We start from the raw sequence: 26,559 nt of genomic DNA on the forward strand, positions 1-26,559 counted from the left end.
CTTAAATATGGACAACAGAAGAGACTTTATTAAAAAAACTACCCTTGCCAGTACAGGCGTTGTTGTGGGGGCATCTGCCTTTTCCGCAAAATCTTACGGGAACATTATGGGTGCCAACGACCGTGTGGTCCTAGGGTCTATTGGTGTCAGGGGTCGTGGAAGTAATTTGTTGGAAAATTTTTCCGAGATGTACAATGATGGAGTACATATTAAAACCGTTTGTGATGTTGACTCTGCCGTTTTGGGCGACAATGTAAAAATGGCTGCCAAAAACCAAAAAGGCAACAAACCAGGTACGGAGGAAGATATGCGCCGTGTATTTGAGGACAAGGAAATAGACGCTGTAGTCGTGGCTGTTCCAAATCATTGGCATGCACTGGCCACCATCTGGGCCTGTCAGGCCGGAAAACATGTATATGTTGAAAAACCTAGTTCCCATAATGTATGGGAGGGAAGAAAAATGGTAGAGGCCGCACGAAAATACAATCGGGTAGTCCAGGTAGGATTCCAAAACAGATCCATAAGCAATGTTATGCAGGCTATGGATTTCTTACATCGTGGTGGTATTGGGGAAGTATTTTTATCCCGAGGCACATGTTTTAAACCCAGGGATTCTTTTGGAATTACCCCAGATAGTGTATCACCTTCAACCTTGAACTACGATCTTTGGCTGGGCCCGGCCACCTATAGGCCTTATAATGAAAAAAAGGGACACTATAATTGGCACTGGCACTGGGATACCGGCAATGGCGACACAGGCAACCAAGGGCCACACCAATTTGATATTGCCCGATGGGGCCTGAATAAAAAAATACATCCGGTAAAGGTTCAGTCTATGGGAGGTATTTTTGGATTTACACCACAGGAATGTTCGCAGGAAACACCAAACACCCAAACTTCCGTATTTGAGTATGGGGACGGAAAAATATTGGAATTTGAAACTAGGGGCAGATACACCAATCATGAGGCCAATTTAGGAGTTAAAATTGGTAATATGTTTTACGGAACGGAAGGGTGGATGGAAGTAAACGGATCTACCTGGAAAGCATACAAAGGCAAGGAGACCGAACCTTTTGCAGGTTCTGAAATGGCCGGAAGTGCTGCCGTTGGTGGTGACACCTCCTTTTTGACCGCCCCCGATAGCAAGGGACATTATGGCAATTTTATAGACGGGGTACGCTCAGGAAACCATCATGATTTAAATTGCGATATAGAGACAGGGCATATGTCCACTGTGCTGCCATTGATAGCAAATATTGCCCTGAGGGTCGGGGAAACCTTAAAATTTAATGGGGAGTTCGAGAAATTTATAAACAATGAAGAAGCCGATCTTATGCTTACCAGAAAGTATAGATATCCCTATATAGTGCCGGAAAATGTATAATAGTCACGAACTTCTTTTATAGAAATAAATCCTATTTAATTTAATAATACTATTCTTGGGCGTATTATTAAAAATGAAAAAACCACGATGTTGGTACAATTGTACTAACATCGGGGTTTTAAGTTTCCGAATAAAGCGGTATACCTCCCTTAAAAACTTATGGATGCCCCTAAGAGAAAATTAATCCCTGCCTGTGGGTAATAACCGGCTCCTTCATAGGTCGTAATGGTATCGGGCACTGAATAATCGTCATCAAAAGTATAAAAGTATCCATTGGACACAAATAAGGAATCGAAGATATTATTGACCAGTCCAGATAAAACGATGCTCTTAAAAAACCCGTTGGTAGTGATCTCATACTGTACATTAAAATCGGTTTGCGAATACGAATCCAACTTGGAACCTTCGGAATCTATATTACCCATATATTGCTCTCCAACAAACTTGGTCAACACGCTAAATTGAACATTTTCCTTAGGCTGATAGGTTAAAACGTTTCCTACAATAATATCTGGCGAAAAGGAAATACGGGTATCCCCAAGTTCTTCTAGTTCTCCATCCCGCTGAAACACAAAATCCCTGTTTCTGTTTCTGCTCAATGCCACATTGGGCCGTATTTTAAATTGATTCCCCAAAGCTATGGTGGCATCCACTTCCAAACCTAAACGGTAACTGTCCCCAACATTGGCTCGTAAAGGGGCTCCAACATCATTTAATTCGCCAGTGAGCACCAATTGATCCTTATAACCCATAAAGTAAACATTGGTATTCAATTGCACATCTGGGGAAATATAGCGCCATCCCAACTCATAATCGTTCAATTTCTCCGGCTTTGGGCTACCACTTTCATAGTCATTTCTATTAGGCTCACGATTGGCCCTGGCATAAGAGAGATAAAAATTATTGTTCATGTTTAGATCGTAGGTAATCCCAACCTTTGGGTTGAAAAAATTAAAGGTATCATCTACGATTCCTGTGTCTTCCCCATTGGCTGTATAGCCTATGGTCCTATACTGTAAATCCCCATAAGCACTCCATTGGTCGCTAAATTTATAATTCGCCTTGGCAAAAAGATTTAGATCCGTTTTAGTGGAACTATCATCATAATATCTGTCTTCATAATCCTTATTGTTGGAAAAACGGGCCCAAATAATTTCCCCAAAATGGCTTCCTTCATATTTGTTCCAACCTCCTCCAAGAATTAAATTCAAACTCTCTTGGTCATAATTGACAGAAAAAGTGGTACCGTAAAAATCATTGTCCAGCCAACGCCTTCTTATTAGATCGGTCTTATCCACTTCTTCCCCATCAACCATTATAGGCTCAATTCCATAGGTGCTAAAGTCATCGTTTTCCTTGTACTGTTCAAAAAAACCTCTTCCCTTGGTAAAATGAAATGCCAGATTGGTATTCCAATTATCCGCAATTTGTTCATTCCAATGCAATTGAAAATGATTTTGCCTATAATTATCCTCTTCGTGGTCGTAGAATTGGGTATTTCCATTTTCATCGGTATAGATTCCCGCAGAATTAAAGGTTCTGTCAGACTCCAATGTTTCTGCATCTATCCCGTTCCAAGCCTGATAGGTAATTTCATGTCCCCCGAACAACAATGCCTTTACCAAAGTATTGTCATCCACATAGGACCCTTGCAGAAAGTAGGAATCCAATTCGGAAGAAGCCCTATCAATATAACCGTCCGAGGTTATTCTGGACAAACGTCCTGCAATTTCAACATGATCGTTCAAAAGACCGGTGCTAAACTTCAAATTGTTCCTGAGTGTTCCAAAGCTGCCTATAGAAGACGAAATTTGACCAAAGGCCTCGTCGGAAACGGCATCGGTCAACAAATTTAAACTGGCTCCAAAGGCTCCTGATCCGTTTGTTGATGTTCCTACCCCACGCTGCAATTGCAAACTTTCTGTGGAAGAGGCAAAATCGGGCATGTTTACCCAAAACGAACCGTGTGATTCCGCATCGTTGTAGGGAATCCCATTAATGGTAACATTTACCCGTGTACCATCACTACCACGGACTCGGATTCCTGTGTAGCCTATACCGGCCCCGGCATCGGAAGTGGTAACCACTGCTGGCAGAAAATTCATAAGGATAGGAATATCCTGCCCTAAATTTCTAGGTTTGATCTGGTCTTTGGTCAGGTTGGTGAAAGTTACCGGAGATTGTTTGGTAACCCGAACAGCGGATACCAATACCTCATCCAAGGCAATTTCTTTTCCTTCCAAAGAATCTTTGGGTTTCTCTTGGCCAATCGCCAAAAGCGTAGTCGCTACGATAGCGACAGTTGTGAACATAGTTTTCATCCGTAATACATTTGTTACGAATAAAAGGGGCTATTATTCTTGTTAAAAATTGATTTTTGTTTTTTTCCGATTACAAAATTGTATCGAAAATAAAACGTTGGAAATTCCAAAACGCGATTTTCGCATCCCTTGGCAGCATTACCTGCCCAGGTTCCTTGGGTATAATCTCAGCCTGACCTAACAAGCACCCCTTTGAGACGGGCGCAAATTTACATACGACCATTCTAATATCATAATAAAAAGCAATAAATAATTAACTATAATTTATAGACCAATGGGACTTGAAATACGTAAATTAGAATAAGGGCCGCAAAAAATGGAATCATTAATGAACAAGACAAAGAACAAATTCACCTTTAAAATAATGTTCAGCTATCTAATGCTTGGGATATTGACCCTGGTAGTGGCCTATTTTATATTTTCTGAAATAAAGGTATTTGTATCTACAGACACAGCAACGGAAAACGATGCCAAATTACTAAAAACAGGCTCCCTATTAACAGAACTATATGAGGCGGAAAGTCTTTCCAAACTGGCACTCCAAAAAAAGACCCCAAAAAGCTTTACGGCCTATGCCCAAAAGATAGATTCCATTTTTATCACCATAGACTCCCTTAAACTTCTTACAGTTAATGACTACCAAAAGGAGATGTTGGATAGTGTGCAGGGGCTTCTTAAAAAAAAGGTATTCAACAGTAATGAATTGCTGCGCTTAAAAAGAAAAAGCGAAACCAACAATTCCATAGACAATGCCCTCAAGGAATTTAGCAAAATTGAAGAGTCTCTTGGAAAAATTACTCCGGAAAGCCTAAATCCCAATTATTCGGACTTACCTCCTGATGCTCAGAATACCTTAAAAAAATGGGCAGAATACCTAAGTGAAAACGTCCCAAAAGACACCAGTAACATTCCTGTTGCCCAACGGGTAGATTCTGTTTTAACGGTTTCCAAATCGCTTTTGGCAGAGGCCAAACAGAGCAATACCAAGGCCTTGCGTTCGGTAGCACAGAAAGAATTGCAATTAAGCAGGGCCGATCTGGAAATTTCACAACAACTACGCAGTATTATTTCGGCCTTTGAACAGGAGGTAATTACAAAATCCTACAACGACAACCTAAAAAAACAAACCGCCCTAAAAAGAAGCCTGCGTGTGGCAGGTTTTGCCAGCTTGCTGGGTATAGCTATTGTGGGACTCTTCACTTTCCTAATTACCAAAGATTATTGGAAGGTACAACTGTACAGACAACAACTGGAGAAAGAAAAGAAATTTTCCGAATCCCTTTTAAGAAGTCGGGAACAATTAATTTCTACGGTTAGCCATGACCTGCGAACGCCATTGAATACCATAACAGGTTATTCCGAATTAATGGAAAATACCGGGCTTTCCGGCAAACAGGTGTCCTATTTAAAGAATGTAAAATCCGCTTCCAAATATGTGGATAGTCTGGTAAACGATCTATTGGATTTTTCCAAATTGGAGGCAGGAAAAATAAAAATAGACCAGACGGCATTTATACTTTCCGACCTTATCAGGGAAACTGCCGAAAACCTCAAGGAAATACATTTGAAGAAACCCATAGAACTACAGGTAATAATCGACAGGCAATTGGATAAGCCCGTTTTGGGAGATCCATTTAGGATAAGACAAATTTTGACCAACCTAATCGGCAATGCCTATAAATTTACCAATGAAGGTTTCATAAAGGTTGAAGCCAAGGTGCTAAACGAAGCGAACGGAAACTATCACACCTTAATCCAGGTCACTGATACTGGCATAGGGATTAAAAAAGAAAAACAAGAACACATTTTTAAAGAGTTTACCCAGGCAGAGGACCATACGGATAAAAAATATGGCGGTTATGGTCTAGGTCTTACCATTTCCAAGAAACTGACCGAACTATTGGGTGGAGAAATTAGCCTCCATAGCGAGGAAAATAAAGGAAGTACATTTTCGGTTGAAATTCCTCTCGAGATATCAAAAAAACCTTTGAACTCCCCTAAGAAAATGGAAATCAGCCCAAAAGTGGAGTTGTCCCTTCTTATCATTGATGATGACCCTGCCATGCTAAAACTGCTCAAGGAAGTCTGTCAACATTTGGGACTCGCTGCCCATACCTACAATAGTTTTGATGATGTTTCAAAAACAGGGACACTTGGGTACAACATGGTTTTGACCGATATACAAATGCCCAATATAACGGGTTTTGAAGTATTGGGCAAACTACAAAACGGCACCTATTCGCATTATGCCGGGCAACCCATAGTAGCCATGACGGGGCGGAAAGATCTAAAAAGGAAGCAGTATATTGAAGCAGGTTTTTCAGATATCCTTCAAAAACCCTTTACCAAAGATATGTTCTTGGAAGTATTGAGCAACTTGTTCCCCCAAGCAGTTCGTAAAAAAGCTGAAAATACAGAAAAACCTAATATCGCCTCCGGTTCAAACTTATTCCACTTGGGGGTTATTTCCTCTTTTTTAGGAGATGATGATGAAGGCATAGCCGAAGTTTTGCAGACCTTTATTACCGATACCAAAACCAACATGGAAAAACTGAAAGTGGCGGTAGATGATATGGATATTAAGACGGTGAATGTTGTTTCACATCGAATGCTCCCCATGTTCAGACAATTAAACAGTAAGGAGATAGTTCCAATATTAGAGCAATTGGAGATTTTGGAAATTGGCCAATGGGAACCTAAGGTCTTGAAACAAACCTACAGGGACCTTCAGAATAAGTCCACCGTTTTGATCCTGGCCATTAAATCATATTTGGCTACAAGTCCAAATTATAGTGATTAATTTTGTTGTATAGTGTTTTTCTTGTGATCTGAAGGAGTTTGGCCGCTTTGGATTTATTAAAATTTGATTGTTTCAAGGCCTTTACTATTTGTTCCTTCTCATAATCGGCCTTGGAAAAGTTATCGACTTTAGCATTGCTTTCCTTACTCTTATATACTTCTTTGGGCAAGGCAGCTTTCTCTACCATATCCCCACTGGTCAACAGAACCGCCCTTTTTATAACATTCTGCAATTCACGTAGATTTCCGGGCCAATGATATTGCTTAAATATATCCTTTACATCCCCCGAAAAACCTTGCACTACTTTTCCCAAGGATCGGTTGGCCTTTTTCAAAAAGAAATCAGCGAAAAGTGGTAGGTCTTCAAAGCGTTCCTCCAAGGACGGGATTTCTACAGAAAATTCGTTGATCCTATGAAAAAGATCTTCCCTAAAACTACCGTTTTCAACAGCCTCTGTTAGGTCTTCGTTTGTGGCCGTTACAATTCGGATATCTACCTCTATCTCCTTGTTACTACCAACTCTTTTAATTTTTCTTTCCTGTAGGGCCCTTAACAACTGTATCTGGTTTTCATAGGAAAGGTTCCCTATTTCGTCCAAAAATAAGGTACCCCCATTGGCCGCCTCAAAATGTCCCTTTTTATCCTCCACTGCTCCAGTAAAACTTCCTTTAACATGCCCAAAAAATTCACTAGTGGCAATTTCTTTGGGAATGGCACCGCAATCTACGGCCACAAAATTGTGTTCATTGCGCTTACTATTATCGTGTATCGCCCTTGCAGTTACCTCCTTTCCTGTCCCACTTTCCCCTGTAATTAAAACGGACATGTCCGTAGGGGCCACCAGCTTTATGTACTCGTGCAATTTTTTGGAAGCCTCACTTATTCCAATAACAACCCTATCGTCCTGGGGATCAACTACCAAATTTTCGCTTTTATGGCTATCCTTTGGCGCACTATCCAATTGCCTCTCGGTCTCTTGGTTTAAGGCGCTTTTAATCTGCATTAGAATTTCCTCTGGAGTAAATGGTTTGGAGATGTAGTCGTAGGCACCTTTTTTCATAGCCTCCACGGCAGAACCAACCTCGGCATAACCGGTCATAACAATAACCTGTGTCTTTGGATTTACCTCCTTGATATCGGATAAAAGTTGAAGCCCATCATAATTGGGAAGTCGCAAATCTGTTAAAACTAGATCATAGGTGCTTGCCTTGAATTTGGTCTTGGCATCCTGGGCAGTAAAACTTTCGTCGACATCGTAACCGTTTCTAATCAAAAACTTTTGAAGCATTTGACAAAAAGCGGCGTCATCTTCAATGATAAGGAGTTTGGGCATACCTTTCTATTACAATTTACTATAGATAGTAAAAATACCATAAGAAAGTTAGTTGCCTTTAAAAATTTTCATAAAAAAAAGAGGGGGATTGTATAAAACAATCCCCTCTTACCAAACCAACTTGATACAAAACAAATAATTCAAGTTTTACTATAGTTCTATCCAGTTACCGTCTTTATCGGCATACAAAGTACCTGTAGTACCATCCTCCAAAGTTACTTCCAACTTATATTGCTCCTGTTTATTTACATAAGCTTTACTGATGGTCCCCGAAGGATAGTCAGTAGAAACAGCTGTTGCAACCGCTTCTGGTAAATCACTTGTTTCTATTTCAGAGAAGTCGTCCTGAGCTATTGCAGTCTGTGTAGTTACTTGTGCTACATCTTCACCTGCTTGAGCAAATGCGGTTAGACTTCCGAATGATAATACTGCTACAAAAAATAATTTTTTCATGATTTTCATTTTAATAGTTAAACTTGTTATACCTATTGAAAATATGATACCAAAATTCAACGAACACTTAAAATATACGTAACCACCTATATATGTGTGTGTTATGATTTGTGCACAAAAAATTGAACTGTGTATTTATGGGTATCAAACTTTTTTAATGGGTAAAAACTAAACACTATTTCTCATGTATCCTTTTTGTATGCCAGAAACAGATTCTTTATTACCTAATAATTAATTGTGCCAAATCGCCAATCAAATGACAATGCCATCAAGTTACCGCCATATTTCACCTTATAAAACACCAAAAACAAAAATTGGGATCGTTTAAACGATCCCATTATCATTGGTATGCCCAATAATATCATAATAAACACATCCTATCTTTCTATCCAATCCCCATCCTTATCGGCATATATGGTACCGCTATTGCCTTCCTTCAAAATTATATCCAACCTGAATTGTTGGAAATTGTTAACATAGGCCTTATTGATAACCGCAGAAGGATAATAGGTGTCTATTGCCTTGGTCACTGCTTCGGGCAATTCTGCAGCACCTATTTCGGAGAATTTATCTTGGTTAATGCTCATTTCCGTAACCGCCCCTGTTGCTGCTTTGTTCTCTTGAGCACAGGCGGTTAAACTTGTTATTGATAATGCAATTCCAAAAAATAGCTTTCTCATGATTCTTATTTTAATAATTATTACCATTACCAATGGAAAAACGATACCGAAATCAACAAAAAACCTTCATTACCCTGACTTTCAATAACTTAAAGTAGTTTTGCTATTACACAAAGACTGTGTAATAATGGGTATTAAGGGATTCAATTGTGTTAAAATTACACACCATAACCTCAGATAGGGGAACAATGACAACTTGAAAACCCATGAACAGGACTAAATATGGCAACGGCCAACACTATTCTACTAAGACTTAAATAATAGTTGGGTGCCACTTTCCAATAGAAACGCATAAGGGCCACCATAAGGTAGCCCTGCTAATTCAAATAACTCATATAACTCACTTTACCAATGCATTACATATCTATCCAGTTGCCTGAAGCATCGGCATATAATTCGGAATTGGTTCCATCTGAAAAAGTAACCTCCAACTTATATTCAGCCTCTTCATTTACATATGCTTTGTTTATTACGGCTCCGGCATGATCCTTCTCCAAAGCCTTTGTAATTGTGTCGGGCAATTGATCAAGATCTATTTCAGTAAATTCTTGAGCAATAATTACTTCCATAATTCCATCGTGAAATATTGGAGGTGAGGCCAAAACTGGACTTAAACTTCCCATTGCCATCGCTGTGGCAAAAACCAAGCTTTTCATATCATTTTTCATATCTCTAGTGTTTTGTGTGAATACTATTTGTTTCTCACAGCAGATAGAAGGAAAATTATGCCAACAATCAAATTTCAATAATTAAATATACAAGACATTGACAATCAGTCATTTATGCAAAATCTATTATTTATAGGGAATGTATAAATATGTATAGCACCGCAAAAAGTGTATAAAAATTATACACTTTTTGGGTACAATACCTGATATATTTGTGGGAATGGGAAATAGTCCCATATGTGGTCCATAAATCTATTTTACCTGATGAGCAGGTTTTAATAGGTCGTTGACCGTTTTTACAGGATTAAAGGTCACCAAGGGAACTTCTACAAAAATAGTATTCCAAAAGGCCATGGCACCGTTCCATAGACCTGGCAATTCCAAAGCCTTTAGATCTTTTCCTTCTTTTGTTTTTTGGGTGATAAAACCTTGTTTGGCATCTACATAATTGAGCAAATTAAATTTCTCTCCCTTATAATTTCTTACCCCGCAGACCAAATCTACCGGGTTAAAGTGGGTAGAGTTCTTTAAGATATCGACCTGTGCCGGATTATCCATATCTACTTGTGCAGATTCTATAATTTGAAGTGAAATATGACCGTGGGCATCCCTTATCCAAAACGGACCGCCTCCAGGTTCGCCTTCATTCTTGACCATTCCACATATACGAATGGGACGGCTTATCTTATCCTTTAAAATTTCTATTTGCTGTCCTATACTAAAACCCCCAAATTTATCTGAGAATCGGACATTTAAATCCTTTTCCAAAAACGATTTTATAGTTTCCAATATTTCAGAAGTTAGATTATCCCCGTCCAATAGCTTGGCATATTCAAACGCCTTGCTTTGTAATTCCAACAACAGTCCGGCCAATATCTTTTTGCTTTTGGCAACATCGTCAGAAAATCTTGGAACCACCACATTATCAATATTCTTTATAAAAATAATGTCCGCATCCTGCTCGTTCAGGTTCTCTATCAAGGAACCGTGACCAGCTGGCCTGAACAACAGGGAGCCATCCGAATTTCTGAAAGGTTTGTTGTCCAAAGTTACAGCGATAGTATCCGTAGAAGGCTTCTGAAAGGAATAGTTAACCGTAAAGGAGGTTTTAGCATCCTTTGCCACACGCTCCCCGGCAGTCTTAAATTCTTTGTTGAACATTTCGCCATGCTGCTCAGAAATGGTAAAATGTAGATTTGCCTCGTTATTCACCTGGGCGTAGGCAATAGCCTCCTTTAAATGTTCCTCGAAAGGTGTGGCGGTGTGCTTGCCATAGTCATGAAAGGGCAAAAGGCCTTTTGGGTAAAATCCGAAATCCAAGCCTTCAGGCAATAACATCTCCTTTACAAAAAGGTACTTTTCCTCATCCTTGGAGCTTGTCTTACCAGCTATCCTTTTTTGAATAAGGTCATAAAAGGCAAAATTTTTATACCCATCAAAGAAGGCCTTCACATCCTTATCCTTGGTTCTGTCCAAATAGGCCTCGAATTTTTCGGCTTTGGGATCATAGGTATCCAAAAAATTGAACATTGCCTTGAACATTCGGGATGCAGCACCGGAAGCCGGTACAAATTTCAGAAGTGAAATTTTCTTCTTTGCATCCTCAAATTTTTTAATAAGCCCTTGCTCCTCAGCCTCGGAAAATTTGGAAATGCCATCGGATACTACCGCGGCCTTTTCCAATCTCACAAAAGGAATACCCTCCTTAAATGTCTCAATTTGACCAAGAACTTTTTCTTTAGAAATACCCTTCTTTTCTAATTGTTTTTTGTCTGCTTCCGTTAATTCCATTATTTTCTCAATAGTTGGTTAATGTAGTTCTGGGCCGTTATCAGCCTTGTTTTTTTATCACCCTTTAAGATAATAAAATTCCTGTTATATTTTTCCAAAGTATCCTTGAAATAAAGAAACATTCGTTCACGGTCATTTGGTTTATCCCTTAGGTCATCCTTTTCCCACGGAATGTCTATATAGGTCAGAAAATAGATATCGTAAGTGTTCTGCAATGCGTAAGTCTCCAAAACTGGATCACAATATCCCAAATAGTAGGCTTCGGAATAAACTTTGGTCTCCAAAAGATCGGTATCGCATATTAAGACTTCATTAGCCTTCTTGGTCAGGGAATTTTCCAATTTGATCTGTCCCTCAGCTATGGGCAATAAATCTTTTGGCTCACAGGTTTTCCTTTCTTTATCCCATTTGTCCTGAAGGTATTCACGTGCATATTCCGGTACCCAAACGGTATTGTAATGCTTGGCCAAATCTTGGGACAAGGTTGTCTTTCCCGTAGATTCCGGTCCAAATAACACTACTTTAATAATACTTGAGGGCTCTTGTTTAAACTTTTCTTCCATGCAAGGTATCCGAAAATGGCAATAATAGTGAACAATAAATATTGCAGAGATGTAAATATAAGTCCTTTATAAAAATATAATGGAACCGATATTACATCACCTATAATCCAATATACCCAATTTTCAAGTTTTTTCTTGGCCATGAGCCACATTCCTACAAAGAATACGGCCGTTGTAAAGGTGTCTATATAAGCTGTCCAACTATCCAACTTATCAAATACCACGTATACAAAAACAACAAATAAAATAGTAGCAACAAATAAAAAAACCGTCCATTTTTTCTCTTTGGGGGTCGTTGTAGTTATGGGAATAAAATGGGTCTCATCTACCTTTCTAGTCCATATATACCATCCGTAGACACTCATGGCGAAGTAATAGGCATTGATCAGCATATCTCCCAATAACCCAAAAACAAAAAGGATATATACAAACAGCCCCGTACTAAGGATTCCTGTAGGGAAAACCAATATATTTTCCCTCATGGAGTACCAAACACTTAAAAATCCGAAAAACACCCCTACCATTTCCAAAATTATCAAATGGGTAGAAGTATCTTGGTACTGGGCAAAAATCCATTCAAAAATGGGGCTCATAGTTACTCCGGTCAGATTTTAGAATTTTCATTTTTATCAAACCACTTTCCAACAATCCCAATGAAGATTTGTTTCCACATTCAAACCTTACTTAAACACTGAAGTTATATACGTGATCCAATAGGTTTATTTTGGTGATTTTAGCAAGGCTTTAAACAATTAATGTTGATCAAAAATAGCCTTTCCCAATAAAAATATTAGGGTTTTTCAGAAAAAATACTTCGGAATTGGTAGGATTATCGCATTTATTCCCGAACAGACAACTAACTAAATCCAAGATTATGAAGCAGTAATATTGGCTATAATAAGACTGGCTGTAAAGATTGCAGCCCACTAATTTTTAATGGCATACACACAGGTATATCCCTCAAACTCCAAAAATATAATATTGTAGTGGGAGGCCTTTCCCTTATATAGAATGGTGCCAGTAGTCTCTGAGTCGGACAAAGAAAAATCCGTAATATCTATATGGTGCAAAAAACTTAGGCCATGTTGGGCATATATCTTGTACAAGGATTCCTTTGCTCCCCAAACAATGGTAAGTTTTCTTACCAAGGCATCCGCATTTGCCACGGTTTTGTATTCCTCCAATGGGGTATACTTGTTTGCTATCCTTAGAATCTTATCACGTTGCATTTCAATGTCGATTCCTACCTCTTTGGTATCCGAAATAATAATTCCCGTAAATTCGTGTGAATGTGTAATGGAGATAAACTTGCCATCTGTCAAATGCGGTTTGCCCGCATCATCATAAAATAGATCGTGATCAACATAACCCTCTATTGCCATTAAATGTCTTATACTCAGGAACCCCCTTCTATGCAATTCCGACTTCATTCCCATCATACGTTTTTGGCAATGCGGAGTAAGCACAACCCCTTCAGAAAGTTGGGATTCCGTTTCTTCAACTTTCCAAATCAAGACTTTAGCATCGTCCCCAACTGTTATTGTTTTGTAAAGAGGCATTAGATTATTTAAGTTATTACTACCTTTGCAAATGCAAAATACAAGTATATTGTTCTATTACTAAAATAAAAATAAAAAAGGAGAAGAAATAGGCTATTCGAAGATATTCTTCATTTAAATTGTTTTTAATTTATTCTTCCGATTTATTTTCAAACGAATACGAGCAACTAACTATAACAAAAAAAGTTTATGAGTACTAAAACCATTCCTTACGTACCCTATAAAGTAAAAGACATTGGCTTGGCCAAATGGGGAAGAAAAGAAATTGAACTTGCGGAAGCCGAAATGCCCGGACTAATGTCCTTAAGGGAAGAGTACGGAAAAGAACAGCCTCTTAAAGGCGCCCGTATTGCCGGGTGTTTGCATATGACCATACAAACAGCGGTACTCATCGAGACCTTGGTTGCCCTTGGCGCAGAGGTGACTTGGAGTTCATGTAATATTTTCTCTACCCAAGATCAGGCTGCTGCTGCTATAGCCGCAGCCGGGGTTCCTGTATATGCATGGAAGGGAATGAACGAAGAAGAATTTAATTGGGCCATTGAACAGACCTTGTTTTTCGGAGAAGATCGTCAACCCTTAAACATGATCTTGGATGATGGGGGAGATCTTACCAACATGGTATTGGACAAATACCCAGAATTGGCTTCAGGTATCAAAGGCCTTTCCGAAGAGACTACCACTGGTGTTCATAGGCTTTATGAAAGGGTAAAAAAAGGAACCTTGCCAATGCCCGCCATCAATGTTAACGATTCTGTTACAAAATCCAAATTCGACAACAAATACGGTTGCAGGGAAAGTGCCGTAGATGCTATTCGCAGGGCTACGGATACAATGCTTGCGGGCAAAAGAGTTGTAGTTGCCGGATACGGTGATGTAGGAAAAGGTACAGCAGCTTCTTTTAAAGGAGCGGGTTCTATTGTTACAGTTACCGAAATTGATCCAATTTGTGCCTTACAGGCAGCTATGGACGGTTTTGAGGTAAAGAAAATGGATACAGTGGTTGGAAATGCCGATATCGTAATAACCACTACCGGAAATAAGGATATTATTCAGTCGCAGCATTTTAAAGCGATGAAAGACAAAGTAATAGTGTGTAATATTGGCCATTTCGACAATGAAATAGACATGTCATGGCTGAACAAAAATTACGGCCATACCAAGGATGAAATAAAACCACAGGTTGACAAATATACCCTTGAAGGAAAGGATATTATTGTTTTGGCAGAAGGTAGGTTGGTAAACTTGGGATGCGCTACCGGTCATCCAAGTTTTGTAATGAGCAACTCCTTCACCAACCAAACCTTGGCGCAAATGGAACTTTGGAACCATAGTGACAAATACAATAATGACGTATATATGCTTCCAAAACATTTGGACGAAAAAGTGGCCGCTTTGCACCTATCCCGATTGGGAGTGGAATTGGAAACTTTAAGACCGGAACAGGCAGAATATATTGGAGTAACCGTTGAGGGTCCTTTTAAGCCCGATTATTATAGGTACTAGACTGCCTTCTTGTTTGGAAAGATTCAAGAATCCATTATAATACAAAACCAAAATCCTTATCACTCAAACAGATAAGGATTTTGATTTTTTAATTCCTACACCAACTTAATGAACATACTCTTAACCGGAGCTACTGGAACCTTAGGTTCTAGAGTATTATTTTCGCTTTTGGAACTTCGCTTTCAAAGTATAGACAACATTTACCTCCCCGTTCGTAAGAAAACTTCTGTTGGACCTGAACAACGAATCATAAATGTAGTTTCAAGTGAGTTCGCAACAGATTTTGTAAAAAAGAACCTTCCTGAAGTCTTAAAAAAAATAGTCACGGTAGATGCGGAAAAATTATTAAATCCGGCTTCTTTTCTAGGAAATAATAAGTTGGATTATTTTATACACTCGGCCGGGTATGTCAATTTATCAACTGATCCTGCCGCCAAGGAGGAAATATTCAATCAAAATTTACAGTTTACCAAAGATATATTCGATACCTATTGCAGCCATATTGTAAAATTCGTCTATATAAGTACGGCATTTGCCGCAGGAAATATAGGTGGATTATTGCACAACGATTATACCAACATAAAAAACGGTAATTACCGCAATCATTACGAAGCCTCCAAACACGCTTCGGAAAAGTTCCTGTTAAAAGCTGGTAGGGCAAAAAATATTCCAATTCAAATTTTGCGGCCCAGTGTGCTTGGGGGAAATATTTATGGGAGCCCAAATTATTTTATATCAAAATACATGGTCTTTTACCTTTTTGCGAAGTTTTTTCACAATAGCAGCTCGAAGGACGCCATACGTATTACTACCAAAACGGACACTGGGTTAAATATTATTCCAACGGACTATGCCGCTCAGGTAATTGCCATGGTGATTTCTAAAGAAATTCAACAATTGAACATTGTTAATTCCAAAGAGACGAACATGAAAAAAGGCATTGCCAAAATTTTGAAGGTCGTAGGCTTCTCCAATTTTAGTTTTACCGAAGATCAAATTAATACCTCAACAGGATTTTCTTCAAAGTTGGAAGAGTTTTACTACGAAACCATTGGACTGCATTTACACCCCTACATGACCTCTAAACCCAATGAATGGGACACAAGCCTATTGGAGAGTATCTTGCCCATACCTAACTACAACCTAGTGGATTATTTATCTGAAACAGTTGCTTTTGCCAAGGCCAAGAATTTTAGAAATCAGAAGTGGTAAAACAAATATAGTATTCAGTATAGTATGTAAAAACAAAAAACTCTTTCCAACTAAGGAAAGAGTTTTTTAATACTTAAAAGCTGGAATGTATTAAGCCTCAAAAGGCTCAATAGAAACATAGGATTTACCTCCTGCTTTCTTTTGGAATTTTACAAGACCGTCTACCCTTGCATGCAAGGTATGATCTTTTCCAGCATAAACATTTTCACCTGGGTTATGTTTAGTACCACGTTGTCTTACAATGATGTTCCCAGCAATGGCAGCTTGTCCACCATAAATCTTAACGCCCAAGCGTTTTGATTCTGATTCCCTACCGTTTTTAGAACTACCTACACCTTTCTTATGTGCCATGATATATTGTTTTAATTCTTGTTATTAACTTAAAGCGGCAATCAATTCTGCTTTTTTCATTGAAGAATAACCTTCAACTCCCTTAGCTTTTGCCAATTCTCTTAGCTCTGCAACCGTATTTTTACTCAAATCCTCGGTAGCTTTAGCTTCCTCCTTCTTTGGAGCTTCTGCTTTTACCTCTGCTTTTTTAGCAGCAGGTTTAGCTTCTTTTTTTGGTTCCGCCTTTTTCTCAGATTTTTTGGCTCCAGAGGCAATAATACCTTCTATTACCAATTCAGTCAAATATTGACGGTGACCGTTTTTCTTTTTGTAACCTTTACGTCTTTTCTTTTTAAAGACAATTACCTTATCACCTTTTAGGTGCTTAATGACTTTAGCCTCAACAGCGGCTCCGTCTATAGCTGGGGCGCCAATTGTTATGTTACTACCATCTTCCAACAAAAGAACGTTATCAAAGGTTACTTTGCTACCTTCTTCGTCTTGTAAACGGTGAACATACACTTTTTGGTCTTTCGCAACTTTAAATTGCTGCCCTGCTATCTCTACAATTGCGTACATAGCTTGTGTTATTTATAAATTTAAGAACAAGCCTAATATTTACTTAGGCGGGTGCAAATATACTCCTAAATCCTTAATCCACAAGTGATTTTTGAGATTTTTAAACCGATTTTCTTTTGAGGTTGTTCGAAGTCTTGAACAACTGCATAAATGACAGGGTCAGAACCAAGGTAGTTGCAAAGCCCATAATGGCCACGGTAAAGAAAACAATACCCTCCGATGTGTTATAATCGCGGAACCATACTTTGGAGAGTTCATCCAAAAATCCCAGATTAATCTCCGTAGCATAAAAGGCGAAAAACAATGTAAAGATCAATGTCCCTACAAAACCGGTAACAATCCCCGCCGTAAAACCTTTGCCATAATTAAAGGATGGCCCTTCCTTGAGCCTAAAATATTTTATGGCCTCATATATCCCGAATCCCGTAATTACACCATTAAAAAGACTATAAAAAATATTGGTGTGAAGATTAAAAAGGGACAACAATAAGAAATAGGCAATTAATGAGCCGCTAACAGCTATGCCAAACCTAATAGGGAGTGCAAATTGTTTCATTGTATAGAATTTTCTAGGTTATGCATTTAATTTACAGAATTTTAATGATTTATGCACGCAAATTAACAAGGAATTGATTTTATAGTCGATTTTAGCCCCGAATCACATTAAACCCTCCGCACAATTCCTTTATTTAAAGGTTAAGTGGATTATTCCTTGCTCAAAAGCTTGTTAATGAAATTGATATTATTGGGGATATGGGCCAAAATTTGGTTGAATTATCATCAAAATAATTCAAGTGTACAAAATAACACCTGTCGATTTTCGCGAAAATGGGATTCGATTGCAGTTATAAAACGTTCACAATTCAGTATCTTTGATATCTTATAAAGTAATGGTGCCGACCATTTAAAAAAACGTCCGCCCAACTTAAAAAATTATCTTAAAAGGCCACTTTAGCCACGCGTAACAACATTAAACTTTACCTGATGATAAAAAAATTAACCCTTATCCTATCCGTCGTAATAGCGGTTGCCTACTCCTGTAAAGATGAAAACAAGGAGAATTCACAAATGAAAGGCGTAATGGCTATCCATGATGAGGTAATGCCAAAAATGGGGACTATAGGCAAATTAGTGGCACAATTGGACGAAAAAATTACGAACGATGCCTCTTCCGACGACTATGTAGCTGCCAGAGAGGAATTAAAGGCTGCACACAAGGCTATGATGGACTGGATGAAAAGCTTTGGCGATAGATTTGATGGCGACGAGATACTGAACGGAAAAGCGTTGACGGAAGAAAAACAAAAATGGCTGGATGAGGAAGAGACCAAAGTCAAGGCCCTTAAGGATCAAATAAATTCCAGTATTAAGCAAGCGGAGGACTTATTACAAAACAATTAAAGCAATACTACTCCGTCCAGCGTAAGGATTCAATAATTTTGCGAATATCCTTTTGCAGATGTACCGCAGCTGGCAAAATAGAATCATAATTAGGTTGGGCATAAAAATACAATGACCCGGTTACGAAGTGCTTTGTACTGTCCGTTACATAAAACTGGGATTGCGAAGCTGCATTACCCTTTACTTCATAATACATTCCATATACCTTGTGAGGTTCGTTAACAACGGGTTCCTCATAAATACCGTCGGCCTTCACAACGTGCTCGTAGCTTAGTTTTTGAGCATCGGTAAGCAGTTTGTCCAAATTGCCGTTCACCGCCTTATAATTAATAAAAATAGAACCTTTCATAAGGGGGTAGTCCAATGTAAAGGAGGTATTGGACTCGGATTTCAATTTGGCCATTTCATTGTATTTGACAGAAAAGTGTTCTGTTTCCAAGATTGCTTCCTTACCCGCGGGATATTCCAGCCTAAGCATTGCCTTAGGTTTCGGCAAAACGTCGTCCTTACATGACGATGCAAGACACAATAATAAAACAATAAGTCCGAGGTTAAGCTTCATGGGGCAATGTAATTTTTATTTGTTTCAATCGCTTTTTATCCAAGCTCTCCACAATAAATTGATACTCTTTGAACATTACCACCTCACCTCTTTTAGGAAAACTTCCTGCAATTTCCAGGACAAAACCTGCTACCGTTTCGGACTCGCCCTTTTTCTCCTCAAAATCGTCCTCATCCTCAATTTTGGCCACTCTATAAAAATCCTTCAAAGCAGTTTTGCCATCGAAGACAAAGTTAAAATCGTCCAGCTTAGAGAAAATTAAGTCCTCATCATCAAACTCATCACTGATATCCCCTACAATTTCCTCAATAATATCTTCAAGGGTAACTATTCCCGAAGTACCCCCGTACTCATCTACCACAATGGCCAAATGATTTTTCTTGGTCTGAAAATCCAGCAACAGGTTGTCCAGTTTCTTGTTCTCAGGGACAAAATAGGGCTCCCTGATCAACGACATCCAATTAAAGGTTTTTCGGTCTATATAAGGCAGGAGATCCTTAACATAAAGTACCCCCAGTACGTTGTCCATATTCTGGGAAAAAACTGGTATCCTTGAGTAGCCATGGGTTTTTATCTCCGCCAAAACTTCCAAAAACTTCATTTCTTCATTAAGGGCAAAAATATCAATCCTAGGTCGCATCACCTGTTTGGTATCCGTATTTCCAAAAGAAACGATCCCTTCAAGTATTTTCTGCTCTTCCACGGTAGTATCCCCCTCGGAGGTGAGCTCCAATGCCTGGGACAAATGACCCACGTTAAGATTGGATTTCTGTTTGCCCAATTTGTTATATAGGAAAATGGTAGCGGACCTCATTGGCAAACTTAAAGGCGAAAACAGAAAATCCAGTACCTTTAAAGGAAAAGCCATGAAAAAGGCGAAGGTAAATCTATTGCGATTGGCGTATACTTTGGGTAAAATCTCCCCAAACATCAATATTAAAAAGGTAACCACTACTACCTCCAAAAGAAAGCGTACCGGAACAAGTCCTAAAATAACATAGGTAATATCGGCGAAAATGGTGTCGCCAATATTATTGAACAATAATACCACCCCAATATTTATGGCATTGTTGGCAATCAATATGGTGGCCAAAAGTTTTTTGGGGCGATCCAAGAGGGCTACAATAATTTTTCCTTTGGCCGTCTTTTTTTCCTCTATCTCATTAACATCGGTTTGGGATAGGCCAAAAAAAGCCACTTCAGCCCCAGAAATAAGGGCAGAAAAAGACAATAAAATAAAAAGGAATGCGATTTTAAAAGCAAAACCGCTATCGACTGCAATAAAATTCAATAATAAACTAAGGGGGTCTGGGTCCAATAGTCAGTCTTTAAATTTAATTAATCTAGAATGGTAAATCATCTTCCTCTTCAGGTCCGTTGTTACCTAACGGCTCATTAACCTTATTTGTTGTGGCAGTTGTACCTTGCTGTGGTTGATTCTGGCTGCTTGCCTGGGCATTGGCCATACTTTCCTTTTTGGTGGTCAAAAAGGTAAAATCCTGAACATGAACCTCGGTAGTATACCTGGTATTCCCATCTTCCCCTTGCCATTGACGGTTTTTAAGTCGGCCTTCCACGTAAATCTTGTCCCCTTTACTTAGGTATTTTTCACATATTTCAGCTGCCTTGTTCCGAACCACTATGTTATGCCAATCAGTATTGGTTACCCTTTCCCCTGTCTGCTTATTGGTATAGGTCTCATTGGTAGCCAATGGAAATCTCCCAATACAGTTTCCACCTTCAAAAAAGTGAATTTTAACCTCATCTCCCAAATGCCCAATCAGCATTACCTTATTTAGTGTTCCGCTCATAACTCAAATTAAAGTTCAAAAGTACTAAATTTTAAACGTTTTTATAAAATCTGCAATTAAAACTGGAACAGGATATTTATGAAGTTCAGCTATTTGTATTCCATTTTCAAGATTGGATTCAAAGGTGATGATCCAAAACCGGGTATGCAAATGTTGGTGCGAAAGTTTATGAACTATTTTACTTTCATTGTAAAGGTATATTTCCGAGGGTTCCTGCAACGATACCAATTCTTTCAAATTCCCCGCAACTTCTCCCTGATCAATATACTTTTCGGATTCCAGCAATGGAAACTCATATAAGTTTTGCCAAATACCATTTCCCTTTCGCTGTTGCAGTAAAGTCTGTTTATTTTCGTCTACCAATACCAAATAATTGAAATACCGATTGCGCACCTTATTCTTTTTTATTTTTACCGGTAGATTATCAATGCTATTGGTAGCGAAGGCCACACATGATTTTTGCAGGGGACAGCTACCGCAGTCCGGATTCCTTGGCGCACATTGCAGGGCTCCGAATTCCATAATTCCCTGGTTGTAGTCCCTTATATTTTTGGCATCCATAATGCCTTTTGCCAATTCTTTAAAGTATAAAATACCCTCCGAACTGTTTATGGGCAGGTCTATACCATAATATCTGGCCAAGACCCTATAGACATTTCCATCTACTACAGCTTCTGGACGGCCAAAGCAAATTGAGGCTATTGCAGAGGCGGTATAATCGCCAATACCTTTCAACTGCAACAGCTCCTTATAGGTATCTGGAAATTTTCCATTATATTTTTCTGTAATTATTTTTGCAGTGGCATGTAAATTTCTTGCCCTTGAATAATACCCCAACCCTTGCCACAACTTAAGCACCTGCTCTTCGGATGCCGCAGCCAAATCCTGCACTTTGGGGAAAGCCTCCACAAACTTCATATAATAAGGTATACCTTGCGCTACACGGGTCTGTTGCAGCATAATTTCCGACAGCCATATGCGGTAAGGCTCCTTGGTTCTACGCCAAGGCAGAAGCCTTTTATTTTGCTCGTACCACTCTAAAATAATTCTGGAAAAGTTCATTTACTAGGGCCTAATTTACAAAAGTAATGGTTTACCCACTTAAAATTAAGTTCCTTAGCAAGGAAAGATTGAATTTAATTCATATATTTGCATCCCGAAAAAAAAATTCTTTAGAAATTTATTTAGTTAAAATGACGAAAGCGGAAATTGTAACGAAAATCTCAGAAAAACTGGGAATTGAAAAAGGAGATGTGCAAGCAACTGTGGAATCTTTCATGGATGAGGTAAAAACATCTTTAGAAAGCGGAGACAACGTATACTTAAGAGGTTTCGGCAGTTTTATCATTAAAACAAGAGCTGAAAAAACAGGTAGGAACATATCCAAAAATACTACCATTAAAATCCCCGCACACAACATCCCTGCCTTTAAACCGGCAAAGGTTTTTGTAGAAGGTGTAAAAAGTAATGTACAAGTCAAATAAAATATTATTAATCTAAAAAAGTAGACCTCTATGCCTAGTGGTAAAAAAAGAAAAAGACATAAGGTAGCTACCCACAAGCGTAAAAAACGCAGGAGAGCTAACCGACACAAGAAAAAGTAGTTGTAACAACTACTTTTTCCTTTTATACGTTCCTTGACATAGAAATTCGTAAAAGAATTTCGACGGGTTTATACAACCTGTACAAATTATTGTTTAATCATTTATCCCCACTTGATCTATTGAGTGGCGGGATGAATATAAATTAATTCAGGTGAATAGAGAATTAATCGTAAGATCTAGTTCCAATGCCGTTGATTTTGCCTTGCTAAAGGATGGAAAACTCACTGAATTACACAAAGAAGAAGACAGTAACGACTTTGCCGTTGGCGATATTTTAATTGCCAAGGTGAGAAAGCCGGTAACTGGACTAAATGCAGCCTTCGTAAATGTAGGGTACGAGAAAGATGCCTTTCTACATTACCACGATTTAGGGCCGCAACTAGCTTCTATGTTGAAATTCATTAAAAAAGTTAGCACTGGGAAACTTAAGGACTATTCTTTAAGTAATTTTCAGTTTGAAGAAGATATTGACAAAAATGGTAGCATCAATGATGTTATTAAAGCCAATCAATCCTTACTCGTACAAATAGTAAAGGAACCCATTTCCACAAAAGGACCACGAATAAGCTCTGAACTTTCCATAGCTGGCCGATACTTGGTCATGGTCCCTTTTTCCGACCGCGTTTCCGTTTCACAAAAAATTGAGAGCAAAGAAGAAAAAGATAGGTTAAAAAGACTCGTAAGGAGTATTAAACCAAAAGGGTTTGGCGTTATTATCCGAACAGTAGCAGAAGGCAAAAAAGTAGCAGAACTAGACAAAGACTTGCAGAATTTACTGAACAAATGGTCAGTAATGTGCAATAAGATCCAAAGAGCACCGCATCCATCCAAGGTTTTGGTAGAGCTTACAAGGGCTTCCTCCATACTTAGGGATGTTTTTAACGATTCCTTTACAGGAATCCATGTTGATGACGAAACGCTTTTTGAGCAAGTAAAAGATTATGTGCATGAAATTGCACCAGAAAAAGAATCTATTGTAAAATTGTATAATTCTACTGTTCCCATATTTGAAAAATTTGGGATAGAAAGACAAATAAAAACTTCATTCGGCCGCACGGCCTCCATGAGCAAAGGTGCCTATTTAATTATTGAACATACGGAAGCGCTACACGTTATAGACGTTAACAGCGGTAACCGTTCCAATAAGGCCAAAAATCAGGAAGACACAGCCCTAGAAGTAAATTTATTGGCCGCCTCCGAAATCGCAAGGCAATTACGTCTGCGGGATATGGGAGGAATCATCGTGGTAGACTTTATCGACATGGGTAAGGGCGAACACAGAAGACGCCTTTTTGATCATCTTAGGGATGAGATGAAGGACGACAGGGCCAAACACAAAATACTACCCCCAAGTAAGTTTGGACTTATACAAATTACAAGACAACGGGTCAGACCCGAAATGAACATTAAAACAAGTGAGGAAAATCCAAATGGCTCCGGCCAGGAGGTAGAGGCCCCAATTGTTTTGATAGACAAGATAAATGCAGATCTGGAAAAACTCTTAAAAGGTCCGGCAAAGGATAATGGAATTATCTTAAACATACATCCATTTATTGCCGCCTATTTAACCAAAGGGTTTCCATCCATACGTTCCAAATGGTTTTTGGAACACAAAAGATGGGTTAAAATTCAACCCAGGGATGCCTATACGTATCTTGAATATCGTTTTAAGAATAAAGACGGTAAAACTATATACTAACAAAAAAGCGACTTCCGAAACGGAGTCGCTTTTTTTTGTTTTAAGGCATTAAATTGCCCAAACTTCCTTATAAAATCAATCTACCCTTGGAGTAACAATTATATTCCTAAATTCTATAGGACCGTGATCGCCTTGAAAGTACAATGGTCCTGGCTCACCTTCCTTGCTGTCCAGTGCTCCTCCGGTAATTCCAGGGATAATTTGATCACTGATCACCGTGGTTCCGTTGGCCACCACAGTCACCCTTCTACCGATCAAGGTAATATCGTATTCCTGCCATTCTCCAGGTCCCTTGGCCGCAACCTCACTAGGCGTAAGAAAGCCGTATACGCCACTGTATTCCACATCCGAGGGCTCAGCCCCTTTGCTATCCATAATCTGCACCTCGTAGCGCCCACGTAGATAAACCCCACTATTACTTCCTTGGGGATATTTAAACTCCAAATGCAATTTAAAATCGTTGAACTTTTGATCGGAAACCAAATTGGAACCCGATTTAGGGCTTTTTAACACCCCTGATTCCGCGATCCACTGGTTTTCTCCCATAGCCTGCCATCCACTTAAATCCTTTCCGTTAAACAATTTAATGGGCTTGCCCCACTTTGGGTTCTTGGTATACTCCAATTGAGGGGCACGCGTAGCCACCCAATTATATGTTTGGCCGTTGGTATACAACATAGTACCTTTTAAGACATCCCCGTTCATACTTCCTTCAAACTCCATATAGGTATTGCCATCTTCCCATTGGGGAGGAATGGCAAAACTAAATTTTCCGTCCTTCATTTTTACCTCGGAAATTGGTCTGGCACTACCCATGGCATAAACAAAACGGCCTACCAAAGTTCTTGAACCTGAGTGGCGGATTTCCAGCCAAGAAGGAAGTTCTTCCCCCTCTGGGGAAATAACCATATCCCAACGCCCCTCTATTGGATTTATTTGTTGGGCAAAGGACAAAGTAGTAGAAGCCAGTATAAGGCCAAACGCTACCACGTACATCTTAAATCTATTCATTACAAAGATTGTTTTTTATGAATCGTAAATATAATTACAATATGCCTATTGCACCAATTAACGTCCCCAAAAAAACCTAACTGATAACCCAGGAATTTTAGGGCCTTGAATTAAATAACGGGCTGGATTTTTCAATTCCACAAACCACCGTATATTTACAGAAATACTCCGAAGAATTTACAGGAGCAATTGTGCATCCAGAGCCTTATTAACCTAATGATTTCACCAAAAAATTCCTTTTCCGTAGACGAAGCCACCAGAAAATTGGAAGGGTATTGCGCCTATCAGGACCGTTGCCATAAAGAGGTAATTTCCAAACTAAGGGAAATGAATATGATTCCCCAGGCCATAGACCTAATTGTGGGACACTTGATTCAAGAGAATTTTTTAAATGAGGAACGTTTTGCCCGTAGTTTCGCCAGGGGGAAATTCAAAATAAAAAAATGGGGTAAAAACAGAATTGTAAACGAGTTGAAGCAAAGGGATATTTCCAAATATAATATTACCATGGCCCTGAAGGAAATAGAGTCCAAAGAATACTTAAATACCTTTAATGTATTGGCCAAAAAACGTTTGTCGGAAATAAGGGAGAAGGACCTACAAAAAAGGCGAAAAAAACTTGCCGATTATCTTTTGTACCGTGGATGGGAAAGTGGAATGGTCTATGAAAAAGTTTATGAATTGGTTCCCAATAACTAAAATAGACCTTCAGCCCCCTCTTTAGAGAGAGGGCGAAAGATCATATACTTTAATTAAGATTAAAGGAAGCTCCCAAACTGAATACAAACTGATTGTGCAGTTCTTCGGCAGGGGTTAAAGTTTCGGTTTTATATTTTGCAAGTGGTGCGCCTATTTCGGTAAATACTCCAAAACCATCGCTAAAAAAGTAGCGGATACCCAAATGACCACCAAAATTCTTAAGCCCTAGGTCCAATCCAGGGTATATATCAACGTTGTCCCCTAACTGAAAAACACTGCCCAAATTGGCATTGAACCTTGCTTTAAGGTCTATTCTGTCCCCAAAATCGGCATTGATCAATTCTTCCACCCCCAAAACATAAGAGGACGACAGACCCAGTGAGAAGTTTTCTCCCAAACCATAATCATAGGCAACTACAATTCCGGTACCATTGTCCTGAAAATTGGCCCCTATCTGAAATTTCATATCTTCTTTACCCTCAAAAGCCTGTGCATTAACAGATAACACTGCCAAAACAAATACCAATGCAAACAATAATTTTCTCATAATTATCTACTTAATATAATTTTATTTAAAGGGGACAAAGATATTC

Annotated in this window: 26 protein-coding genes; 8 read left to right on the forward strand and 18 right to left on the reverse strand. The window is 38.9% G+C overall.

Annotated features, from left to right (window positions below; translation table 11 throughout):
- The first annotated feature begins 7 nt into the window (after positions 1 to 7).
- Positions 8 to 1,384: a Gfo/Idh/MocA family protein gene (locus U735_RS0120505; protein ID WP_031445610.1), complete on the forward strand. Its 1,377-nt coding sequence runs from the start codon at positions 8 to 10 to the stop codon at positions 1,382 to 1,384.
- 149 nt (positions 1,385 to 1,533) lie between these two features.
- Here the strand turns inward: U735_RS0120505 and U735_RS0120510 are convergent, their stop codons facing one another.
- Positions 1,534 to 3,705, reverse strand: coding sequence for a TonB-dependent receptor (locus U735_RS0120510; RefSeq protein ID WP_031445611.1), 2,172 nt, complete (start codon positions 3,703 to 3,705; stop codon positions 1,534 to 1,536).
- A 328-nt stretch (positions 3,706 to 4,033) separates the two neighbouring features.
- Between U735_RS0120510 and U735_RS0120520 the strand changes: the two genes are divergently transcribed.
- Positions 4,034 to 6,505, forward strand: a complete 2,472-nt coding sequence (locus U735_RS0120520; protein ID WP_034248653.1) for a hybrid sensor histidine kinase/response regulator — start codon at positions 4,034 to 4,036, stop codon at positions 6,503 to 6,505.
- On the opposite strand, the gene U735_RS0120525 is transcribed toward U735_RS0120520, so the two are convergent.
- The 8 genes from U735_RS0120525 to U735_RS0120560 form a co-directional block, all read right to left on the reverse strand.
- Positions 6,480 to 7,838 (reverse strand): sigma-54-dependent transcriptional regulator, encoded by a 1,359-nt coding sequence (locus tag U735_RS0120525; protein ID WP_031445613.1) that lies wholly within the window; start codon positions 7,836 to 7,838, stop codon positions 6,480 to 6,482. The two genes, U735_RS0120520 and U735_RS0120525, sit on opposite strands and share 26 nt — an antisense overlap.
- A gap of 150 nt (positions 7,839 to 7,988) precedes the next feature.
- Positions 7,989 to 8,291, reverse strand: a complete 303-nt coding sequence (locus U735_RS0120530; RefSeq protein ID WP_031445614.1) for a hypothetical protein — start codon at positions 8,289 to 8,291, stop codon at positions 7,989 to 7,991.
- Between the two features lie 377 nt (positions 8,292 to 8,668).
- Entirely contained in the window at positions 8,669 to 8,971 is a 303-nt protein-coding gene (locus U735_RS0120535) for a hypothetical protein (RefSeq protein ID WP_031445615.1), read from the reverse strand.
- 356 nt (positions 8,972 to 9,327) lie between these two features.
- Entirely contained in the window at positions 9,328 to 9,639 is a 312-nt protein-coding gene (locus tag U735_RS0120540; protein WP_227021027.1) for a hypothetical protein, read from the reverse strand.
- Between the two features lie 252 nt (positions 9,640 to 9,891).
- The gene (locus tag U735_RS0120545; RefSeq protein WP_031445617.1) at positions 9,892 to 11,430 is read right to left on the reverse strand and encodes a DUF4301 family protein; all 1,539 of its coding nucleotides are present in this window, start codon (positions 11,428 to 11,430) and stop codon (positions 9,892 to 9,894) included.
- Positions 11,430 to 11,993 carry an AAA family ATPase gene (locus U735_RS0120550; RefSeq protein WP_031445618.1) on the reverse strand — a complete coding sequence of 188 codons (564 nt, stop codon included), beginning with the start codon at positions 11,991 to 11,993 and terminating at the stop codon, positions 11,430 to 11,432. The genes U735_RS0120545 and U735_RS0120550 overlap by 1 nt, the downstream gene beginning before the upstream one ends.
- Entirely contained in the window at positions 11,948 to 12,586 is a 639-nt protein-coding gene (gene pnuC / locus U735_RS0120555) for a nicotinamide riboside transporter PnuC (protein WP_031445619.1), read from the reverse strand. The genes U735_RS0120550 and pnuC overlap by 46 nt, the downstream gene beginning before the upstream one ends.
- A 333-nt stretch (positions 12,587 to 12,919) precedes the next feature.
- Entirely contained in the window at positions 12,920 to 13,552 is a 633-nt protein-coding gene (locus U735_RS0120560) for a 4'-phosphopantetheinyl transferase family protein (protein ID WP_031445620.1), read from the reverse strand.
- A gap of 189 nt (positions 13,553 to 13,741) precedes the next feature.
- Between U735_RS0120560 and ahcY the strand changes: the two genes are divergently transcribed.
- Together ahcY and U735_RS0120570 are read left to right on the forward strand one after the other, a co-directional pair.
- Entirely contained in the window at positions 13,742 to 15,058 is a 1,317-nt protein-coding gene (gene ahcY, locus U735_RS0120565; RefSeq protein ID WP_031445621.1) for an adenosylhomocysteinase, read from the forward strand.
- Positions 15,059 to 15,166: 108 nt separating this feature from the next.
- Positions 15,167 to 16,270, forward strand: coding sequence for an SDR family oxidoreductase (locus tag U735_RS0120570; protein ID WP_031445622.1), 1,104 nt, complete (start codon positions 15,167 to 15,169; stop codon positions 16,268 to 16,270).
- Between the two features lie 90 nt (positions 16,271 to 16,360).
- Here U735_RS0120570 and rpmA read toward each other — a convergent pair whose 3' ends face one another.
- The 3 genes from rpmA to U735_RS0120585 form a co-directional block, all read right to left on the reverse strand.
- Positions 16,361 to 16,621 carry a 50S ribosomal protein L27 gene (gene rpmA / locus U735_RS0120575; protein WP_031445623.1) on the reverse strand — a complete coding sequence of 87 codons (261 nt, stop codon included), beginning with the start codon at positions 16,619 to 16,621 and terminating at the stop codon, positions 16,361 to 16,363.
- A 24-nt stretch (positions 16,622 to 16,645) separates the two neighbouring features.
- Entirely contained in the window at positions 16,646 to 17,179 is a 534-nt protein-coding gene (gene rplU, locus U735_RS0120580) for a 50S ribosomal protein L21 (protein ID WP_031445624.1), read from the reverse strand.
- Positions 17,180 to 17,279: 100 nt separating this feature from the next.
- Positions 17,280 to 17,735: a DUF4199 domain-containing protein gene (locus U735_RS0120585; RefSeq protein ID WP_031445625.1), complete on the reverse strand. Its 456-nt coding sequence runs from the start codon at positions 17,733 to 17,735 to the stop codon at positions 17,280 to 17,282.
- A 428-nt stretch (positions 17,736 to 18,163) separates the two neighbouring features.
- Here U735_RS0120585 and U735_RS0120590 point away from each other — a divergent pair, with 428 nt between their 5' ends.
- Positions 18,164 to 18,580, forward strand: coding sequence for a hypothetical protein (locus U735_RS0120590; RefSeq protein WP_031445626.1), 417 nt, complete (start codon positions 18,164 to 18,166; stop codon positions 18,578 to 18,580).
- 7 nt (positions 18,581 to 18,587) lie between these two features.
- Here the strand turns inward: U735_RS0120590 and gldD are convergent, their stop codons facing one another.
- Genes gldD through mutY form a run of 4 tightly spaced genes read right to left on the reverse strand, consistent with a single transcriptional unit; the run spans position 18,588 to position 22,015 of the window.
- Complete coding sequence (gene gldD, locus U735_RS0120595; protein ID WP_031445627.1) at positions 18,588 to 19,142, reverse strand: gliding motility lipoprotein GldD; 555 nt, start codon at positions 19,140 to 19,142, stop codon at positions 18,588 to 18,590.
- Positions 19,132 to 20,460: a gliding motility-associated protein GldE gene (locus U735_RS0120600; protein ID WP_031445628.1), complete on the reverse strand. Its 1,329-nt coding sequence runs from the start codon at positions 20,458 to 20,460 to the stop codon at positions 19,132 to 19,134. The genes gldD and U735_RS0120600 overlap by 11 nt, the downstream gene beginning before the upstream one ends.
- 25 nt (positions 20,461 to 20,485) lie before the next feature.
- On the reverse strand, positions 20,486 to 20,953 hold the full coding sequence (locus tag U735_RS0120605; RefSeq protein WP_031445629.1) for a single-stranded DNA-binding protein: 468 nt from the start codon (positions 20,951 to 20,953) through the stop codon (positions 20,486 to 20,488).
- Between the two features lie 24 nt (positions 20,954 to 20,977).
- Positions 20,978 to 22,015, reverse strand: a complete 1,038-nt coding sequence (gene mutY / locus U735_RS0120610; protein ID WP_031445630.1) for an A/G-specific adenine glycosylase — start codon at positions 22,013 to 22,015, stop codon at positions 20,978 to 20,980.
- 131 nt (positions 22,016 to 22,146) lie between these two features.
- Between mutY and U735_RS0120615 the strand changes: the two genes are divergently transcribed.
- Together U735_RS0120615 and U735_RS0120620 are read left to right on the forward strand one after the other, a co-directional pair.
- The gene (locus U735_RS0120615; protein WP_031445631.1) at positions 22,147 to 22,437 is read left to right on the forward strand and encodes an HU family DNA-binding protein; all 291 of its coding nucleotides are present in this window, start codon (positions 22,147 to 22,149) and stop codon (positions 22,435 to 22,437) included.
- Between the two features lie 271 nt (positions 22,438 to 22,708).
- A complete protein-coding gene (locus U735_RS0120620) occupies positions 22,709 to 24,256 on the forward strand; it encodes an Rne/Rng family ribonuclease (RefSeq protein ID WP_031445632.1) in 1,548 nt (515 codons plus the stop codon).
- A 75-nt stretch (positions 24,257 to 24,331) separates the two neighbouring features.
- On the opposite strand, the gene U735_RS0120625 is transcribed toward U735_RS0120620, so the two are convergent.
- Positions 24,332 to 25,267 (reverse strand): 3-keto-disaccharide hydrolase, encoded by a 936-nt coding sequence (locus U735_RS0120625; protein ID WP_031445633.1) that lies wholly within the window; start codon positions 25,265 to 25,267, stop codon positions 24,332 to 24,334.
- Between the two features lie 216 nt (positions 25,268 to 25,483).
- Between U735_RS0120625 and U735_RS0120630 the strand changes: the two genes are divergently transcribed.
- Positions 25,484 to 25,966: a regulatory protein RecX gene (locus tag U735_RS0120630; protein WP_031445634.1), complete on the forward strand. Its 483-nt coding sequence runs from the start codon at positions 25,484 to 25,486 to the stop codon at positions 25,964 to 25,966.
- 49 nt (positions 25,967 to 26,015) lie between these two features.
- On the opposite strand, the gene U735_RS0120635 is transcribed toward U735_RS0120630, so the two are convergent.
- Positions 26,016 to 26,513 (reverse strand): DUF6646 family protein, encoded by a 498-nt coding sequence (locus U735_RS0120635; protein WP_031445635.1) that lies wholly within the window; start codon positions 26,511 to 26,513, stop codon positions 26,016 to 26,018.
- Positions 26,514 to 26,559: the final 46 nt, after the last annotated feature.

Origin of the sequence: Arenibacter algicola (genome assembly GCF_000733925.1) — a bacterium.
GTDB lineage: Bacteria > Bacteroidota > Bacteroidia > Flavobacteriales > Flavobacteriaceae > Arenibacter > Arenibacter algicola.